The organism is Desulfurivibrio dismutans, from assembly GCF_029210385.1.
Taxonomy (GTDB): Bacteria; Desulfobacterota; Desulfobulbia; order Desulfobulbales; family Desulfurivibrionaceae; genus Desulfurivibrio; species Desulfurivibrio dismutans.
Genome location: NZ_JARGDQ010000003.1, coordinates 166,863 through 184,739, shown reverse-complemented (window position 1 = coordinate 184,739; position 17,877 = coordinate 166,863). Strand labels below are relative to the sequence as shown.

The following is a 17,877-nucleotide window of genomic DNA, read 5'->3' as shown; positions in this document are numbered from 1 at the left end:
GATGGGGTGCTGCTGGACAGTTACCTCTTTTATTACAATACTGATTGCCTGAAGATGCCGTTACCGTCGGCATCGGTGGTTTGTTAACAGCCAGCCGGAAGCTTTTTTCTATAGACCGGGTTCTTTCAGGCGTTCTGTTTGGTGCCACAGTGGGGTAGTCGGTTGGGGCGTTGTGTTTTCGTCCGTAGCTTTTCAGCAAGGAAAGAAGTGAGGGAAAGGGGATGAGCATGATTTGGCCTGAAGTAAGAAAGATTTTGCAGCATCAACTTCCTGAAAGTGTTTTTAACCTCTGGGTCGAACCGTTGCGGTGTCTGGCTGAGGATAATCAGACTCTGGAGTTGGCCGGTCCGGATCGTTTTTTCTGCTCCTGGGTGGCCGATCATTATCTGGCGGCGATGCAGGAGGCTTTGGGGCGCCTTGAAAGGCCCGGGATCAGGATCAGTTTTCGGGTTGATCCGGACCTGGCGGATGACCGGGCCGCCGATGAGGCCGGCGTGGCCGGAGGGGGAAAGGAGCAGTTGCGGCTGCCGCAGATGCCCAAAGGGCGCCCCCGGATCCGCACGCTCCATCCCCGATATACCTTCGACGAGTTCATGGTGGGGGAATCCAACGCCCTGGCCTTTTCCGCCTGCGAGGCCATTGCCGCCGGCGCCGCCGAGGCCGAACCCTGCGTGTTCATCAACGCCGGCACCGGCCTGGGCAAGAGCCATCTGGCCCACGCCGTGGCCCATCATTTATATAACTACTCCCCCAGTACCAGGCTCTGCTGCCTGACCTCGCAGCAGCTCACTGCGGAGCTGGTCCGGCATATTCGCAGCAACACCATGGATCAGTTCAAGGAAAAATTTCAGCGCCAGTGTGATGTACTGCTGGTGGAGGATGTGCAGACCCTTTCCGGTCGGGGCAAAACCCAGGTCGAGCTGGCAGAGGCGGTGGACTGTCTGCTGGAAAACGGTCGCCGGGTGCTCTTTACCGGGGCGGTCGGGCCGCGGGAGATTCCGGACCTTGACGACGGGGTCCGCTCCCGGCTGGCCGCCGGCCTGGTCACCTCCATCAACCCGCCGGATATGCAGACCCGGCGACTGATCACCCGGCGCAAAGCCGATTATCACAAGCTGATCCTCGACGAGGAGATGGTGGAGTATATGGCGGAAAAGGTCCGGGGCGATGTCCGCCGGCTGGAAAGCGCCATCGTGGGGCTCAAGGCCAAGGCCAATCTGCGCAAAGCTCCACCCACCATGGCCATGGTCAAAGAGGTGGTGGCCACGGTGGTGGTGGGTGGCGATGACCCAGGCCTGTCCGCCGAGGCGATTCGCGACTTTGTGGCCGCGCAGTTTCAGGTCAGCGTTGATGAACTGCAGTCCAAGTCCCGGAAAAAGGATGTGGCTTTCCCCCGCCAGGTTTCCATGTACCTGGCCCGCAAGCTCACCGACGAGGCCCTGGCCGGGATCGGCAAGGTCTTCAACCGCGATCACTCCACAGTGGTGCACTCCATCCGGGTGATCACCGAGGCGGTGGCCCGCAACGGCAGCGTGCGCGGCCAGGTCGAGCATCTCACCGATAAGCTCAAACAGCGTCAGAAATAGACCGGGCGGACGGCCGCCTGTTCATCCGCTTGGTGGCCCTGGGTGATGAGGTCGGCGGTTTTTTGGGCGGCCTTGATCATGTCGTTCATGCCGATGCCTTCCCACCCGAAACCGGTCAGTTGCAGGCTCGGATGTTTTTGGGCCAGTTGCTCCCGCCAGGCCAGCAACTTGGGGTGGTCCTGTTCCAGTTGCGGGATGCCGCCGGATCCCCGCAGCACCCGGGAAAACGCCGGCGGGGCCTTGATGGGCAGCAGTTGGCGCAGATCCTGATAGATGTTGGCGATTATGGTGGCATCATCCAGTTCCAGTCTTTCCGGGTGGCGCCGCCCGCCCACCAGGGCTTCCAGCAGTACGTGGCCGGCCGGGGCCCGCTCCGGAAACATGTGCGAGGAAAACAGGGCCCCCAGGGTGAAACGGTTTTCCCGTTCCGGTGCCAGGTAGCCGAAGCCGGCCGGGATTTCGGCCTCTTCCCGGCTGAACCCCAGGGCCACGGTGACAATTCTCGCTTCGGGGACGGCGTTGACCGGCGGTTTGAAATTAGCCAGCAACTCCAGGGCCTGGTTCACCGGCAGGGCCAACACCAGGCGGCGCGCCTGGAATATCCCCTTTTGGGCCGTAATCTCCCAGCCGCCTTCGGTAAGTGGCCGAATTTTTTCCACCTCGCACTGGTAAACAATTTCTTTGTCCTGGCTTAAACGGGTGGCCAGGTATTCCATGCCCAGGGGGAAGCTGGTCATGGCCGGCAGGCCGGCCGCTGGCGGCTGAGGCTGGCGGCCGGACTTATCGTGTTTGGCATCGGCTGAAGGCGTTTTGCGGCGCTGCCGCCGTTCCCGCCATAGCCCGCGCAGCAGGGAGCCATGCTCTTTTTCCAGGCGGCGCACGCCGGGCATGACCGTATCGATATTTAAGCGCTGATAATCGCCGGCAAAGGTGCCGGTGACCGCCGCGTCCACCAAGGGCAGTACTTCCCGGCCGAATCGGTGTTCGGCCCACTGGCCGATGCTGGCCCCGTCGGCCAGGGGTTTTTTGAAGGGCTCGATGGCCAGCCGCAGTTTGCCAAGCAGGGAGAGCAGGGGGGTGGTCAGCAGGGCCTTGGGGCTCTGGGGCAGGGCCACCAGCCGGCCATGGTGACAGACAAAACGGACATTTTGCCCCAGGGGAGCCTTGAGGGCCTCCGCTTCCAGGCCGGTTTCCGCCAGCAACTGCCGGCTGGCCGGATTGTTATCAAGGAAACCATGCGGCCCCCATTCAGCCCGGTAACCTTCTTCGTGGAAAGAACGGATGGCTCCGCCGGGCCGTTGGTCGGCTTCCAGCAGCAGGGCGGTAATGCCGGCTGCAGCCAGGAAATGGGCGGTGACCAGGCCGGAAAGCCCGGCGCCGACGATAATTACCTCGTGCTGTTGGTCCATGATCCCTCGCTGATAATGTTTTTTTGCGGCAGGTTTAGCTTGTTTTTCTCTTTAATCTGGCCTAATTATGATGACCTTGTAAAGAAACTTCAAGCGTCCTGGCCGGCTGTGCCAAGACAACAAAATACCAGAGTTTTACGCAAGCCGCCTGTTGAATCGGTTGGGGGGATGGCGGCGGCCCGGTAACTGTTTTCTGCGGGAGATCACCATGCCCTTTGCCCCGGTCAGGGTGCTTATTGTTTTTTATTCTTACAGCGGTCAGAGCTCGGTGTTGATCCGCCGGCTGGCCGCCGGGCTGCTCGACGAAGGGGTGGAGGTGCGCCAGGAGCGCTTGCAGCCCCAGCAGACTTTGCGTTTTCCGCTGGGATCCATCAGCAAAACTCTGTGGCTGATGTTCATCACCCTGTTCCGCACCCGTTTCGCCATTCAGCCCCTGACCCTGGCCGATGACGAGTCATATGATATGATGGTGCTGGCCGGCCCCACCTGGTCATGGAATCCCAGCGGGCCGGTCTTGGCCCTGCTGGACCAGTATCCCGGCCTGTTCCGGCAGCGTTCGGTGCTGGCGGTGATTTCCTGTCGGGGCTACTGGCGCAGTCATTGGCGCTATCTGCGAAAACGTCTGCTCGGGATGGCGGCCAACCCCTGTGGGCCGCTGGTTTTCAGTCATCCCCAGCGAGAGCCATGGCGCACTTTCGGGGTTTTTCTGAAAGTCGCCGGCATGGCTCCGGAGCGCTCATCTTCGTTGTTCAGCCGTTTTTACCCCCGTTTTGGCCATACCCGCCAGCAGTGTGACGAGGCCTACGCCCTGGGCCGGCAACTGGCCGCCCGCCTGAAGACCGGCTCCACCCAGGAACAGCTTAGAAGTTTTAAAAACCTGCCCTGAACCTTACCACTCTACCCCTTTTTGGGCCTTCACCCCCTTTTTAAAAGGATGCCGGATTTCCTGCATTTCCGTCACCAGGTCGGCGGCGGCCAGCAGTTCCTCGCCCGGGTTGCGACCAGTGACCAGCAGATGCATGGCCGCCGGCCGCTGCCGGAAAACCGGCAGCACTTCCGCCGCTGAGAGCACTTCAAAGTGCAGCAGGTAGGTGAATTCATCCAGGATCAGCAGGTCGCAGGCGCCGGCGTCGAGCTTCTCGCGGGCCAGTTGCCAGCCGGCCAAGGCGCTTTCCCTGAACCGGGTCATCTCCCGATCTTGCCAGCTGAAGCCGGAGCCGACCTGATGGATTTCCACCAGCCCGGTGGTGGCGGCCAGTTTCTCCAGGGAGACCAGTTCCCCGCAGGCCCGATTTTTGACAAACTGGATGAGGCAAACCCGCAGCCCCTGGCCGACGGCCCGCATCGCCTGGCCGAAGGCGGCGCAGGTTTTGCCTTTGCCGGGGCCGGTATAAATCATCAACAGTCCGGTTGTCATGGTCTTTCATCCAAGGGTTGCGGCGGCTCCCGGCGCAGCAACTTCTCAAGTTGCTGCCGGTAGTAGCGGCCGTTGTCGGAGGCGGCCAGGGCGGCTTGGGCGGCGGCCACCGCCTTTTCCCGCTCGCCGTTGCGCCACCAGGCCACCGCCAGGGTGTCGAGGATGTGAGCCTGCGGGGCCAGGACCGCCGCCCGACGGGCCAGTTCCAGCGCTCGGGGGTAGTCGTGGACGGCGGTATCCTCGGCGGTGAGCAGCAGCCAGGCCAGGTTGTTCAAAACGTCCGGATGTCCTGGGGCCAGCGTCAGGGCCTCCTCGTAAGCGGTAATGGCTTTTTCGTATTGCCCCTGAAAATAATGCAGGTCGGCCAGATGTTGTTGCCAGGCCGGCTCTTCCGGCGCCCGGCGAATCTCTTCCTTGATGATGATTTCCGCCAGCCGCATCCGGGCCTGCTCCTCCGCCTGTTCGCTGGGCAACTGCCAGAAAGCCATAAGCAGGCCGATCAGCAGCAGGAAAAACAGGCCCAGGGCCCGGCGTACCTTGCGGTGGTGATGCTTGACCAGCTGTGGATTATCCTCGCAAGCGGCCAAAAAGTTAATCCGCTGGCCGAGGCTGAAGTGATGCCAACTCGGCAGGTCGCGGATGCGGCCGTCGGGGCCGGCGATCTTTTCAAAGACCCGGATCAGCGGGGCGGCGTGTCCCACCGCCGTCAGGGCGTAAAGATCGGCCTGGCGCTCAAAATTGCGCATGAAAAAACCAAAAAGAAAACGAAAATAGACAATGACCACGGTCAGCAGTACAACGGTTCCCAGCAGACTGATGATCGCCGCCGGCGTTTGGCCGCTTAAGGCCATCAGGCCACCCAGCAGTTCGGAATCCAGAAAAACAGCGAGCAGGGGCAGGGAGGCCAGGTGGGTAAGAAAGGCAAAGCCCATGAAGAACAGCAGATACAGGGGCAGATGGCGATGCCGCACATGGCCGATCTCGTGGGCCACCACCGACTCCAGTTCTTCCTGGTTAACGGTATGCAGCAGGCCGGGGGTAATCAGCAGATAGCGGAAGTGGCGGCTCAGCCCCATAACTCCGGCGGTGAGCAGTCGTCCTTCGAACAGGGGCCAGAGCATGATCTCGCGAAATCCGACCCGGTGGTGGCGGCAGAAATCTTCCAGTCGGCGGCGCAAGGGGCCGTCGGGCAAGGGCTGGCAGCCCCAGAGGCGGGTGGCCAGCCAGGGGAAAACCAGCAGCAGAAGCAGAAAGAAGGTTAAAATCAGCAGGGGCTCACCCCATGGTGAGGTCAGCAGCTGTTTAACCGAATCCAGGGGGGTCAGGCGCAGCAGATCGGCGGCCACGGTGATCAGCAGCCAGGGCAGCAGGATCACCAGGTTGAGCTTGAGATTGGAGGCCAGAAAGACCAGGGGGGAATGGCGGGCGCCGAAGATCAGGTTGTAAGCAGGCCGACCGCGGTTCCAGACCAGCAGCAGGTAAGTCAGAAACAGCGCCACTCCGGCATAAGGGACCAGGGTGGGCAGTGCGGTGGAGCCCGGCAGCGAGGCAAAGTAAAACTTGATATCCAGCAGATATACGTCGAGGGCAAAGTTGAGAACCGCCAGGATGGAAAGGCGTTTTTCGATACTGAAGTAAGCGGCTGCCTGGAAGGGACCGGGGCGGCGAAAGTAATAGTGGCAAAAGCCGGCGAACAGGGCGGCCTTGCCGGCCAGCAGCAGAAAAGTGGCCGGCCCCGAGAAAGCCGGTTCCTCTGGAATGCCCTTGGTGGCGAGGATGATGATCACCACCAGGAGATAAATGAGGTTGTTGTAGGGCAAGAATAAACCTTTTAAAAACCGCTGTGGCGGCGGGTGAACTCCCGAACCAGGCGGCTGTTGTGACGGTGGTATGCCGCCAGCAGGCGGGATAGTTTTTCACTGGTAAGGATCTTTTCCGTCACGAAATATTCTCCGAACTTGCGTTGCAGCCGGTTCTGGGCCTGGATCAGCAGGCGCAACTGGGGTTCAGTGAGCAGCCCCATGGCCCGGGCGGTTTCACCAAAGCGCCGGTTGATCTGGCGCTGCTGCAGGATCGTGGCGATTTGCCGGTCGTTGAGCAGGCCGTAACGGCGGCTGATTTCGCCGATCCGTGGCCGCTGGCTGCGTTGCCAGGCTAACGCCTGGACAATGTTGCGCCAGGAGGCCACCCCGGAGTAGTACAAAAAGTGACCCAGCAGTAAACGGCGGTTGGGCAGGGGGCCGCGGTACAGTTGGTCAATGCTCCAGAAAGGATGGATGGTGCCAGAGTTATGGTCTTGGCCCTGGAAGCCTCTGGTTTCGGTCCGGGTCCTGGTCTGGCCGGTGCTGTTTGCCCCGCGGTGGGTGTAGCGGTAGGTTTTGCTCCGGTAAGCTGCGCCCCGTGAGCGTCCCCCGGTCGTGGCGATGGGTTCGCTGCCTGGCAGCTTGAGCCCCTTTTCCCGGGCTTCCAGATATTGCCGCAAAGATTCGTAAGCTTGCTGGACATCATGAAAAAGCAGGCTGTTATTTTGTTCGGGGGGCAGGTTGCCGGTGGCGACAAAACGGTCGGGGTGGGTTTCCAGAGCCCGTTTACGGTAGGCGCACTTAACCCCGGACAGCTGGAGGTACTCCAGAAAATCCCGGGAAATATCAAGCTCCGGACCGAAGATAACTTCACAGGCTCGATAAAGATCTTTTTCCGCCACCATTAAAGTCATGCCTGGCTCCAACCGGTTGAAACCGATATTTTTTACTATCGGTCGCAACCGGTTCTTGACTTAAGTGCTTGCTAAGTGCGAAAACGGCAAGAGCAACCCTTTGTGATTAATTAACTTTCTAGCAAAAAAGGAACCTTGGGGCAAGGAGAAAGGCGCCAGGCGGCGTAAGCAGGCGGGGCCGTTGCCGGCTCGTGTCGCCCATAATGGTTAAAGGAGAAAAGATGGTTGGTGCAGACGAATATTTTGTCGATTTTACGTCCCATAAAGCTTGTGCAAAACTGCAGGCGCTTGCCACCGAGCCCTTCAATCTCAGGGCCTCCGGGGTGATGAGCCCGGAGCGGATCGCCGCCTGTCGGGCGGCCGGCAGCGGCTTTGAGTTGCTCTTTTTTGGCCAGCGGGTGGATGAGTCGGGGCTGGCGGCGCTGCAGGAACTGGCCGACGAGGTCCGGGTGGTGGAGCAGTTTGCCGCCCTGCGCCGGGGCGCGGTATTTAATAAGATCGCCGGCTTTGCCAGCGAGGAGCGCCAGGTGCTGCACTGCAGCTGCCGGGATATTTTCCGCGATCCACCCGCCGAACCGCAGGCCACCGCCCAGGCCAAAGCGGAATTGGATAAACTGCGGCACTTTCTGGCCGATCTCGATGAGGGGCGGCTGACCACCCCCGGTGGTGAGCCTTTTACCGGCATGATCCAGGTGGGCATCGGCGGCTCCGACCTCGGCCCCCGGGCCCTCTACCTGGCCCTGCAGGCCTACGCTCGCCCGGACCGCCGGGTGGAGTTCATCAGCAATGTCGATCCCGATGACGCCGCTCGGGTGCTGCAAGAGATGGATCTGTCGCGCACCCTGGTCAACGTGGTCTCCAAAAGCGGCACCACCCTGGAAACCCTGGCCAACGAGGAATTGGTGCGCCGGGCCTACCGGCAGGCGGGGCTGGACCCCAACGCCTATTTCGTGGCGGTCACCGGCCAGGGCAGCCCCATGGACAACCCCGCCAACTACCTGCGCTCCTTTTACATGTTCGACTACATCGGCGGCCGCTACAGCGCCACTTCCATGGTGGGTCTGGTGATGCTGGGTTTCGCCTTGGGTTACGAGCGGGTGCTGGAGATCCTGCAAGGGGCCCATGCCGCCGATGAGGCGGCCATGGAACCGGATATCCTGAAAAATCCGGCCCTGCTGCTGGCCCTGCTGGGTGTTTGGAACCGCAACTTCCTGGGCCATCAAAGCCTGGCGGTGCTGCCCTACAGCCAGGCCCTGGTGCGTTTTGCCGCCCACCTGCAGCAGTTGGACATGGAGAGCAACGGCAAGTCCATCGACCGGCGCGGCCAGCCGCTTAGCTGGGACAGCGGCCCCATCGTCTGGGGTGAGCCGGGCACCAACGGTCAGCACGCCTTCTACCAGTTGCTGCATCAGGGCACCGGTCAGGCGCCGGCGGAGTTTATCGGTTTCCGCCAAAGCCAGTACGGCCAGGATTTGGAGATCCAGGAAACCACCGCCCAGGAAAAGCTGCTGGCCAACCTGTTGGCCCAGTCCCTGGCCTTGGCGGTGGGTCAGGACGATCCCAACCCCAACCGCCGTTTCCCCGGCAACCGCCCCAGCAGCATCCTGCTGGCCGACCGCCTGACCCCGGAACGGATGGGGGCCCTGCTGGCCCTGTATGAGGCCAAGGTGGTCTTCCAGGGCTTTATGTGGAACATCAACTCATTCGATCAGGAAGGGGTGCAACTGGGTAAACGGCTGGCCAACCGCCTGCTGGAGCAGTTCGCAGCCCGCCGCCGCAGCGAGACCCCGCCCGATGACCCGGTGGGTCGGGCGCTGTTGCAAAACGCCGGGTTGTAGTGGTTACCCGATAGCAGCAAAGCGCTGCCAGAAATCGGGGAAGGATTTGGCCACGCAGCCGGGGTTTTCCACCACCATGCCGGGAATGGCCAGGCCGGCGACGGCAAAACTCATGGCGATGCGGTGGTCGTTGTGGGTGGCGATCTCCGCCCCCTGGTAGTTGTGTTGGCGGCCCCGGCCTTCGATTACCAGGTAGTCCGGGCCTTCCTCGGTTTTGACCCCCAGCTTGGCCAGTTCGGCGGCCATGACCCCCAGCCGGTCGCATTCCTTGATCCGCAGGTGGGCGATGTTGTTGATCCGGGTGCGGCCCCGGGCCAGGGCCGCCACCACCGCCAGGGTGGGCACCACGTCCGGGCAGTCGCCCATGTCCACCTCCACCCCCTGCAACTCCTCGGGGGCCGCCACGCTGATGCCCGAATGGTTGCGTTCCACCCGGCAGCCCATTTTTTCGAAAATATCCACCAGCACCGCATCGCCCTGCAGCGAGGGGAAGGGCACGTTGGTCACCGTCACCTGGCCGCCGGTAACCGCGGCGGCGGCCCAGAAGTAAGAGGCGCTGGAGGCGTCGCCTTCCACCCGGTATTCCCGGGCCCGGTAACCCCCCCGGGGGATTTTGAAATAATTGAGTTCCGGGGCGGCTTCCACCTCGATGCCGAACTCCCGCATCACCGCCAAAGTCATCACCACGTAGGGCTTGGAGAGCACCTCGCCTTCGACCTTGAGTTCGGCGGGTTGGCGGGCGTAGGGCGAGACCAGCAGCAGTGAGGAGAGGTACTGGCTGCTCTTGCCCTCCGGCAGCACGGTGGGGCCGCCGGCCAGGCCATCGGCCTGGATCTCCAGGGGCGGGCAGCCGGTGCCGTGGATGCTGCGGATTTGCACCCCCCAGCCCCGCAGGGCCTGGAGCAGGGGTTCGATGGGGCGCTGCTGCATCCGCTCGTCACCGTTGATCAGGAAGATTCCCTGCCCCAGGGCCGCCACCGAGGTAAGAAAACGGGTGGCGGTGCCGTTGTTGCCCAGGTAGATCTCGGTGGCCGGCGGCGCCACCAGCCCGCCCTGGCCGAAGATCCGCCACTTTTCGCCCCCGGGGTCGATGGTCATGCCCATGGCCTGCAGGGCCTTGGTGGTGTAGTCGGTGTCCTCGCTGGCCAGCGGCCCGTGCAGGAAGCTTTCCCCCTTGGCCAGGGCGGCGGCGATCAGGGCCCGTTGGGTGATGCTTTTAGAGCCGGGTACCGCCACGGTGGCGGTAATGGGACCGGAGGGGGTGATTTCCTGCCAAGCTTTCGGGTCGCTCATGGGTGGTGCCTTTTTTGAATTATCTGGTTGCAGCCGTTGACCAGGGCCAACCGCCGGTAGCGTTTAGGTCTGGTTGTTCAATTTTTGATGACTTCGCAAGAAATCATCAAGGCGCCCATGGGCGGACTTTTTCCGGATTCATCATTTTTGACAGTCTCGCAGAACCCCGCCAAAGGTGTTGAGCGGTAATGCTAAAATAAGCAGTGGCGAAACGTGCCCCGTCGGTGCCGCTTTTTACGGCGCCGACAGTTGCTGGCGCATCACCTCAACCGGCGCTTCCTGCCCGGTCCACATGGTGAACTGGGCCGCGCCCTGGTACAGCAGCATGGCCAGGCCGTCGATGCAGCGGCAGCCCGCCGCCGCCGCTTCCCGCAGCAGCCGGGTGTCAAGCGGCGAATAAACGATATCCATCACCACCGGAAAGTTGGCCAGGGCGGCGGCCGCTACCGGGCTCTGGTCAGCCATGGGTCCCATGCCCACCGAGGTGGCGTTGACCAGGGCGTCGGCCGGTTGCTTGGCGGCCTGCGCCAGGGGCCGCCAGGGACAGCCCAGCTGGCGGGCCAGTTCCTGCCCCTTGGCCGGGGTGCGGCTGGCCAGGGTTACCATTGCCCCGGCTTCCAGCAGGCCAAAGCCGATGGCCCGGGCCGAGCCGCCGGCCCCCAGCAGCAGCACCCGGGCGCCGGCCAGCTCCAGGGCCTCGCCCAGGGCCTGGTTGGCGCCAAGCCAGTCGGTGTTGGCGCCGTGCAGTTGGTCGCCCCGGCGGACAATGGTGTTTACCGCGCCTATCTTGGCCGCCACCGGGTCGACGCTGTCCAGCTCGGGGATCACCGTCTCTTTGTGGGGAATGGTGACGCTGGCTCCGGCAATACCCAGGGCGCGGATGGCGGCCACCGCCGCGGCGCCGTCCAGGGCCGGTAGAGGAACGTAAACCTTGTCCAGCCCGGTGGCGGCAAAAGCGGCGTTGTGCAGCGCCGGGCTGCGGCTGTGGGTGACGGGGTTGCCGATAATACCGTAAACTTCGGTGCGGCCGCTGATGTTCATAGGCGTTTCTACCATGTAATGCGGTTGCGCGCCAGGCAGGGCGGGAGCAGGGCAAAGCGCTTTCACCGCCGGGCGCATGGTATTTTTTTGGGGTAACGGTTTATCATGGCCAATAATTTACCGATTTAACCGGCGGTAAACGTTCAGCGGTGCCGCTGGTTGCGGCAAGTGGACCGGTACCGCGCACATCAATACGCAAGCCAGGCCGGTCGCCGTTTTCGCTGGTGCTGCACGTTTACTGCAGCAGTTGTTCCAGTTGCCGCAGTGTCGATGCCGGCAGTTGGCCCGGGGCCGTGGCCGCCCCGTCGTCCTCGGCGGCGTAGGTCATGAAGCCGCCCAGCAGGCAGGTGGCCAGGCGGCTGATCTTGCCGCTTTCGCCCATGCAGAAGGCGATCAGCGGAAAATCCAGCTCGGCGGCCTGTTCCTGCAGGGCCAGTACCCGCAGGACATCCAGCGGGGAGCGGGCCATGGTGACCATCTTGCCCACGTCGGCGCCGCTTTCATGCTGTTCCCGCAGGATGGCGCGCAGGGTGGCGGCGTCGGGGGTGGCGGCGAAATCGTGCCAGGAGACGATCACCCGGCTGTCGTCGGCGCTCTCGCGGCGGGCGGCGGCGATGACCTGCCGGCGCAAATCCGGGGCGGTGCGCAGTTCGATATCCACCCAGGCCCGGTTATCAGCCAGGGCGGCCAGCAGCGGGGCCAGGCGCTGTTGCTCCGGCTCCCGGGCCTCCCCGCCCTCCCAGGCGGCGCGGTTGGTGAAGAGCAGGGGGGTGGCCACCGCCGCCGGCAGTGAATTGACGGCGGCCATGGCGGTATTGCGGTCGCGCAAGGCGTCCAGGCGAATCTCGATCATGTCCGCCGTGCGGCCCGCCGCAGTGGCGGCCGGCAAGGCTTCGTCCACGGTGCGGCGGGCGATGGAGACACAAAGTCGGCTTAAAGAAGTTACGGTAGTCATGTCATATGGTTGTCGGCGGTGCCTGTATTGGTTTATGATGCGGGTCCGGTGTAACTGTCCAGCAGCACCCCATCTTGCGGCGATCAGGTCGGCTTGAGTACCTGATGTACGCTACGCCGACCTGGCTTACCGCAACCTGGGGCACTGCTGAACAGTTACGTGCCAGAATGGGCTGGATGCTTAGGGCCGGTGTTTTAAAAAGTTTGTCAACGTTTCGCGCGAACTATATCATCAACCGTTGGAGTGTCAATTCATAGTGTATCGTTTATTCACCGCCATTGATCTGCCGCCGGAGCTGGCGGCCCGCCTGGCCGCCATGGGTTTCGGCCTGCCCGGCGCCCGCTGGCTGCCCGAAGACCAGCTGCATCTTACCCTGCGCTTTATCGGCGAGGTGGATGGCGGCCGGTTCTACGAGATCCGGGAGGCCCTGGCCGATGTCCGGGCCGAACCTTTCACCATGCACCTGCAGGGGTTTGGCTGTTTCCCGCCCCGGGGTCCGGCCCGCATTCTCTGGGCCGGGGTGGAGCCCACGGCGCCGGTGGCCGCCCTTTACCGCAAGGTGGAAAATGTGCTGGTCCGCCAGGGCCTGGCGGACCCGGAAAAACGCAAGTTCGCCCCCCATGTAACCGTGGCCCGCCTGCAGCAGCCCCCCAAAAGCCGGCTGGGCAACTTCCTGGCCGGCAACAACCTTTACCGCAGCGAAGAGTTCACCGTCAACCAGTTCCACCTCTACTCCAGCCAGCTCACCAACAAAGGCGCCATCCACTACCTGGAAGCCAGCTACGACCTGCCGTAAATGTTCAGCCGCACCGCCGAGCATTTACGGCGTTAGTAGACGGCTTTTGCTGGTGATACTTGCCCGCAGCTCCCGGGTATGTTCCATTGGTGGTCCGCTCGATGGCCGGCACCTCTAAGCCGGCCAGTCCGGCCAGCTCCATTCCGGCCTCTTCCAGGGCAACAAAAAGATCCGGGTGGAGGTCGCGGATGGAACTGAATTTTGCCAGCCAGTGGCGGCCATCCTTTTTGGTCAATACTTTGGGCCGGGCTCCGCCGGCGGAGCTACCGCAGGCCAGCAGGTGGCGCAGTTCGGCCGCCTCGGTGTCGAGATCGTTTTCATGCCAGGCCGCCTCCTGCATGGCCCGGGTGATTGCGGTAAAATCGATGCTGTTGTCGGTTGTCGCCGCTTTCCGCCGCTGTTCCGTTTCAAGAAATAGCAGGCGGCCCAGGCCGCTGCAACCCAGGGCGGCCAACAGATGGGCCTCGGCGAAGCGTTGCCGGTGAATTCCGGCCCGGTTTTCCCAGGTTGCGCCCCAGGAGTCGTCCCACCGGAACCACCTCGCCCGCTGGCATCACCGCCTGGACGTAAAGGTGAAGTTCGTCGGCTATCGTCTTACTCGCGCCTTTTCCAGCCATGCCTCTTCCTGTTGCTTCCGGTCGTACTCCGCAAAGGGGTCCACCGGTACCTGCAGCAACTGCTCCCACGGGCGGCCGGCCCCGAGCAGTTCGGCCAGATCCAGCCAGGTTTCTATTGCCACCGAGCCGCTTCCCCGCTCAACGGCCCGCACCGTGTCCACCGAAACTCCCAGCCGGGCGGCCACATCACGCTGCCGCAGCTGGTGCTCAATCCGCAACCGGCGATAAAGTTTCCCTAATTGCCGCAAAAAGTTCTCATGCTTCTCGTTCATAAGCATGATTGTAAACTGCTTTAAAAGCAAAAATCAAGGTTAAAGCAGAAAATAATCAATTTTATCTCTGGCTAAAGTGACAACCATTTCTTTCCTGTAGCCACCAGTAAACGCCCAGTAGTGCCGCAGGTTGCGGCAAGCGGCCCGGCGCCGCGTACTCAGGTACGCAAGCCGGGCCGATCGCCGCTTTCGGCGGTGCTACTGGGCGTTTACCAGGGCGACGGCGTGGGCGGCCATCCCTTCTTCGCGGCCGGCAAAGCCCAGGCCCTCGGTGGTGGTGGCTTTAAGGTTGATTTGGCTTTGGGAGACCCCGCAGGCGGCGGCCAGGTTGGTCTGCATGGCCGGCAGATAAGCGGCCAGCTTGGGTTTTTGCGCGATGATGGTGAGGTCGGCGTTGCTCAGCCGGCCACCCCTGGCCCGTACCTGTTCCATGACCCGGGCCAGCAGCTTGAGGCTGCTGATTCCTTTGAACTGCGGGTCGTGGTCGGGAAAATGGCGGCCGATGTCGCCGGCCCCTATCGCGCCCAAGATGGCGTCGCAGAGGGCGTGGGTGAGTACGTCGGCGTCGGAGTGGCCCAGCAGGCCCAAGGGGTGGTCGATTTTGACGCCGCCCAAGATCAGGTCGCGGCCAGTCACCAGCCGATGCACATCGTAGCCGTGACCGATACGCAGGTCCGGGGTGCCGGCGGAAGCATCTTGGGCAGAGCTGGTTTGAGTCGTGGAGGTACTGGATAAGCGAGAGTGGCGGTCGCCGCCGGTTGCCTGGGGGTGGTTGGCCGGGGCGGTGGCAAGGTGGGCCTGTCCGTCAGTAGCAGTTTGTTCGTAGGCCGCCAGCAGGGCTTGTGCCAGGGGCAGGTCTTCCGGGGTGGTAATCTTGAGATTGGTGGCCGAACCGGCCACCAGGGCCACCGGGCAGCCGATTCTTTCCAGCAGCGAGGCCTCGTCGGTGCCGGTGAAGCCGTCGGCGACGGCGGCATGCAAAGCCTGCTGCAGCAAGTTGAAGCGGGCCACCTGCGGGGTTTGCGCCTGCCACAGGCCGTCGCGGTCCACGGTGGTGTCGATCAGGGACGGAGAATCAAGCGCCGGGGCGCCGGTGGTTGTCGAGTTCGGGGGGGTGAGGGGTGTGGTGGTGGTATCGGCCGTTGCTGGTCCGGCGGTATCGTCCGTGGTTGGCGCAGGGGAGACGTCCGCGGAAGTGAATTTTTTGGCGGCGGCAGCCTTTTTAAGGGTGTCCCGCACTGCCACGGCGGCGATGGCCGCCCCCTGTTGCCGGGCCGCCGCCAGGCAATGGCGGATCAGTTCCGGGCTGACCAGTGGCCGGGCCCCGTCGTGGACCGCCACCAGTTCGTAGTGTTCGGGTAAAGCGGCCAGCGCCCGCAGGCCGCAGGCCACCGAATCCTGGCGGCTGGCGCCGCCGGCCACCACCAGCACCTCGGTCAGGCCATGGCGGGCCAGCATTTGCCGGGCGGCTTCCAGAAAATCGTTCCTGGCCACCACCACCACCCGGCCCACTTCAGGCACGGCGACAAAGGCCCGCACACAGTGCACAAAAAGCGGTACCCCGGCCAGTTCGAGAAACTGCTTGGGTACTCCGCCGCCCATCCGGGTACCGCTCCCTCCGGCGGCAATAATCGCGGCACTGTCGGTTTTTTGGGCCATAATAGTTAGTAACTATCCAGCTCATTCTGGCACGTAACGGTTCAGCAGGGGTATAACCCGCTGATATAACGGGCCGTAATCGGTCAGCAGTGCCGCAGGTTCGGGTAAGCGGCCAGGCGCGGCGTACTCTCTTTACGTAAGCCTGGCTGGTCGCCCGAAGATGTGGTGCTGCTGGGCGATTACAGTTTAAAAAAGGATCGGGGCGGGCTATAAGCCGAATTCTGTACCCGTTGCCGGGCCATGGTCATTTCTCTAGGACGCCGGTCGCCCGGCGCCTCGTGCGATCTACCCGGAAACATCGGACGGGCCGCCCTCAAACGTTTCCCTATTTGATCTTGCTCCGGGAGGGGTTTACCCTGCCTTGCCTGTCACCAGGCAAGCGGTGGGCTCTTACCCCACCATTTCACCCTTACCGGTTACCCGGCGGTATAATTTCTGTGGCACTTTCCCTGGGGTTGCCCCCGGTTCGCGTTACGAACCTCCCTGCCCTGCGGAGTTCGGACTTTCCTCCGGGGGTTTGTCGGAAACAAAACCCCGGCGACCATGCGCCCGCCCCGAATTTCGAACAATAAGCCTTTTGCCTGTAAAAGACAAGGAAGGCGATAGTCCCTCGCTACGCCTTTTCCGTTTCCTCGGCGGCCTGGGGAAACATGATGCGGTTGCAGGTGGGGCAGAGCAGCAACTGCTCTTCCTTGAGCAGGTCGTTGTAAAGTTGGGGCGGAATGTTCATGAAGCAGCCCCGGCAGACTCCGGCTTCCACCCCGGCCAGGGCCAGGCCGTTGCGCCGCTCCCGCAGGGTATCATATTTTTTGAGCATGGCCGGCGGCACGTTTTTGACCTTGGTGTTGCGCTTTTTAATAATTTTTTCTTTGCTGCCGGTCAGCTCAATGTGCCGCTTTTCGGCCTTTTTGGTGTCTTCCTTCAGTAGCTTTTCCTCGCCGGAGCGGAGATTGTCGAGCTCTGTAATCTTTTTCTCGATCTCCTCCAGCTCCTCGGCGATCCGCAGCAGTTCATCCTCCCGCTCCTTGTTGGCCTTCTTGGCGTCGTCGGACTCCTTGAGCAGGCTCTGGTACTCGCGGTTGGTCTGAATATTCATCATTTTGGCCTGGCGGTCGCGGATCTTTTCCAGATCCTCCTCCAGGCTGGTTTCCAGTTCCTGCTTGCGCTGCTGCAAGGCGCTTTGTTTTTCCCGGAGCTGTTCACCTTCCTGCTGGTAATCGCTGATGGTCTGCCGCCGTTGGTCCAGTTCGGAATCCACCGCCGCCAGTTGTTCTTCCAGGGCGGAGATTTCCAAGTCGATGGCCTGCAGGGCTTTCAGTTGAGCAATTTCGTCTTTCAAATTGTCGCCTCTCGTGTGGTTCCTGGTTAGTGTGGGGCTTTTTATTTACCTTTAACTATCTAAAATATTTATTTTTTGTGTAGCCTGAAGGGGCTTTGCTGGCGGCGACTGTGCATTACCGGCAGATCGTGGCCGGCGGCGGCCAGTTCACGGGCCAGCCTAACGGTCAGGGCGTCGATTACATGGTTTTCGCTGTGATAATGGCCGGCATCCACCAGGCAGAACTCCTCCATTTCCGCCCAGCGGGCCACGGCGTGTTTTATTTCGCCGGTAACATAGATGTCCGCCCCGGCCTGGCGGGCGGCTGGGGCCAGGTCCGAGCCGCTGCCGCCGCAAACTGCCACCTTGCGCACCATGGCCGGCAGAGGACCGGCCACCGGCACCGCTTCCAGCTCTAGGGCGTCAAGCAGCCGGGCCAGGAAGTCTTTGCCGCTGACCGGTTCCGCCAACTCGCCGAGGCGGCCGAAACCGATTCCGTCGCGGCCGTTGGCGGCCGGGGGGGCAGTGGGCTGCAAAACCTGCAGTTTGGCAAGTTCCAGGCGCCGGGCAAGCTGATCGCTAACCCCTTCGGGGGCCACGTCCAGGTTGGTGTGGCAGGCAATAATATTGATTTCCTGGTGGATAGCGGTGAAGATTAGGCGTCCTGGTGGCATGTCCGGGCGGAGATGGGGCAGGGGCTTGAAGATCAGGGGGTGATGAGTGATGATGGTGTTACATTGGTTGGCCCGGCATTCCGCCAGCAGGTCTTCGGTGGGGTCCAGGGCCAGGAGGATGCCGCGCACCTCCCGCTGCGGATCGCCCACCATCAGCCCCACGTTGTCCCATTCCTCGGCTCGGGCGAAAGGGCTGAAGGAGTCGAGCAGTTTAAGCAGTTTATTGACGGTAAAAGTGTTGCTCATAAAATCAGATCGCGGTGATGGCGGTAGCCCTGCAAGGGCC

16 protein-coding genes and 1 other RNA gene are annotated in these 17,877 nt (G+C 62.4%); 4 read left to right on the top strand and 13 right to left on the bottom strand.

Translation table 11 applies throughout. The features are described 5' to 3' along the window. Window positions 1-221 precede the first annotated feature (221 nt). The gene (gene dnaA / locus P0N66_RS04535; RefSeq protein ID WP_275802808.1) at window positions 222-1,586 is read left to right on the top strand and encodes a chromosomal replication initiator protein DnaA; all 1,365 of its coding nucleotides are present in this window, start codon (window positions 222-224) and stop codon (window positions 1,584-1,586) included. Here dnaA and hemG read toward each other — a convergent pair. Then, on the bottom strand, window positions 1,577-2,995 hold the full coding sequence (gene hemG, locus P0N66_RS04530; protein WP_275802807.1) for a protoporphyrinogen oxidase: 1,419 nt from the start codon (window positions 2,993-2,995) through the stop codon (window positions 1,577-1,579). The two genes, dnaA and hemG, sit on opposite strands and share 10 nt — an antisense overlap. Window positions 2,996-3,203: 208 nt before the next feature. Here hemG and P0N66_RS04525 point away from each other — a divergent pair, with 208 nt between their 5' ends. Further along, window positions 3,204-3,881, top strand: coding sequence for a hypothetical protein (locus tag P0N66_RS04525; RefSeq protein WP_275802806.1), 678 nt, complete (start codon window positions 3,204-3,206; stop codon window positions 3,879-3,881). A gap of 3 nt (window positions 3,882-3,884) precedes the next feature. Here the strand turns inward: P0N66_RS04525 and cobO are convergent, their stop codons facing one another. From cobO to P0N66_RS04510, 3 genes are read right to left on the bottom strand one after another with little or no spacing between them, the layout of a single operon-like run. Next, a complete protein-coding gene (cobO, locus tag P0N66_RS04520; protein ID WP_275802805.1) occupies window positions 3,885-4,412 on the bottom strand; it encodes a cob(I)yrinic acid a,c-diamide adenosyltransferase in 528 nt (175 codons plus the stop codon). After that, the gene (locus tag P0N66_RS04515) at window positions 4,409-6,232 is read right to left on the bottom strand and encodes a M48 family metallopeptidase (RefSeq protein WP_275802804.1); all 1,824 of its coding nucleotides are present in this window, start codon (window positions 6,230-6,232) and stop codon (window positions 4,409-4,411) included. The genes cobO and P0N66_RS04515 overlap by 4 nt, the downstream gene beginning before the upstream one ends. Before the next feature lie 11 nt (window positions 6,233-6,243). Beyond that, window positions 6,244-7,128 (bottom strand): J domain-containing protein, encoded by an 885-nt coding sequence (locus P0N66_RS04510; RefSeq protein ID WP_275802803.1) that lies wholly within the window; start codon window positions 7,126-7,128, stop codon window positions 6,244-6,246. A 221-nt stretch (window positions 7,129-7,349) separates the two neighbouring features. Here P0N66_RS04510 and P0N66_RS04505 point away from each other — a divergent pair, with 221 nt between their 5' ends. After that, on the top strand, window positions 7,350-8,966 hold the full coding sequence (locus P0N66_RS04505) for a glucose-6-phosphate isomerase (protein ID WP_275802802.1): 1,617 nt from the start codon (window positions 7,350-7,352) through the stop codon (window positions 8,964-8,966). 3 nt (window positions 8,967-8,969) lie between these two features. On the opposite strand, the gene aroA is transcribed toward P0N66_RS04505, so the two are convergent. From aroA to aroD, 3 genes are all read right to left on the bottom strand, one after another. Further along, window positions 8,970-10,259: a 3-phosphoshikimate 1-carboxyvinyltransferase gene (aroA, locus tag P0N66_RS04500; protein ID WP_275802801.1), complete on the bottom strand. Its 1,290-nt coding sequence runs from the start codon at window positions 10,257-10,259 to the stop codon at window positions 8,970-8,972. Between the two features lie 234 nt (window positions 10,260-10,493). Then, on the bottom strand, window positions 10,494-11,300 hold the full coding sequence (locus P0N66_RS04495; protein ID WP_275802800.1) for a shikimate dehydrogenase: 807 nt from the start codon (window positions 11,298-11,300) through the stop codon (window positions 10,494-10,496). A gap of 235 nt (window positions 11,301-11,535) precedes the next feature. Then, a complete protein-coding gene (gene aroD, locus P0N66_RS04490) occupies window positions 11,536-12,255 on the bottom strand; it encodes a type I 3-dehydroquinate dehydratase (protein ID WP_275802799.1) in 720 nt (239 codons plus the stop codon). 256 nt (window positions 12,256-12,511) lie between these two features. Here aroD and thpR point away from each other — a divergent pair, with 256 nt between their 5' ends. After that, window positions 12,512-13,051: an RNA 2',3'-cyclic phosphodiesterase gene (gene thpR / locus P0N66_RS04485; protein WP_275802798.1), complete on the top strand. Its 540-nt coding sequence runs from the start codon at window positions 12,512-12,514 to the stop codon at window positions 13,049-13,051. Between the two features lie 4 nt (window positions 13,052-13,055). Here thpR and P0N66_RS04480 read toward each other — a convergent pair whose 3' ends face one another. The 6 genes from P0N66_RS04480 to P0N66_RS04455 all read right to left on the bottom strand — a co-directional run bounded on the left by P0N66_RS04480 (window position 13,056) and on the right by P0N66_RS04455 (window position 17,837). Beyond that, entirely contained in the window at window positions 13,056-13,505 is a 450-nt protein-coding gene (locus P0N66_RS04480) for a HipA domain-containing protein (RefSeq protein ID WP_275802797.1), read from the bottom strand. A 132-nt stretch (window positions 13,506-13,637) separates the two neighbouring features. Continuing rightward, window positions 13,638-13,946 (bottom strand): helix-turn-helix domain-containing protein, encoded by a 309-nt coding sequence (locus P0N66_RS04475; RefSeq protein ID WP_275802796.1) that lies wholly within the window; start codon window positions 13,944-13,946, stop codon window positions 13,638-13,640. Window positions 13,947-14,138: 192 nt separating this feature from the next. Continuing rightward, window positions 14,139-15,599 (bottom strand): 2-C-methyl-D-erythritol 2,4-cyclodiphosphate synthase, encoded by a 1,461-nt coding sequence (gene ispF / locus P0N66_RS04470; protein ID WP_275802795.1) that lies wholly within the window; start codon window positions 15,597-15,599, stop codon window positions 14,139-14,141. Window positions 15,600-15,793: 194 nt separating this feature from the next. Beyond that, window positions 15,794-16,156, bottom strand: an RNA gene (gene rnpB, locus P0N66_RS04465) — RNase P RNA component class A. Window positions 16,157-16,212: 56 nt separating this feature from the next. Then, the gene (locus P0N66_RS04460; RefSeq protein ID WP_275802794.1) at window positions 16,213-16,938 is read right to left on the bottom strand and encodes a zinc ribbon domain-containing protein; all 726 of its coding nucleotides are present in this window, start codon (window positions 16,936-16,938) and stop codon (window positions 16,213-16,215) included. A 68-nt stretch (window positions 16,939-17,006) separates the two neighbouring features. Continuing rightward, entirely contained in the window at window positions 17,007-17,837 is an 831-nt protein-coding gene (locus P0N66_RS04455; protein WP_275802793.1) for a Nif3-like dinuclear metal center hexameric protein, read from the bottom strand. Window positions 17,838-17,877: the final 40 nt, after the last annotated feature.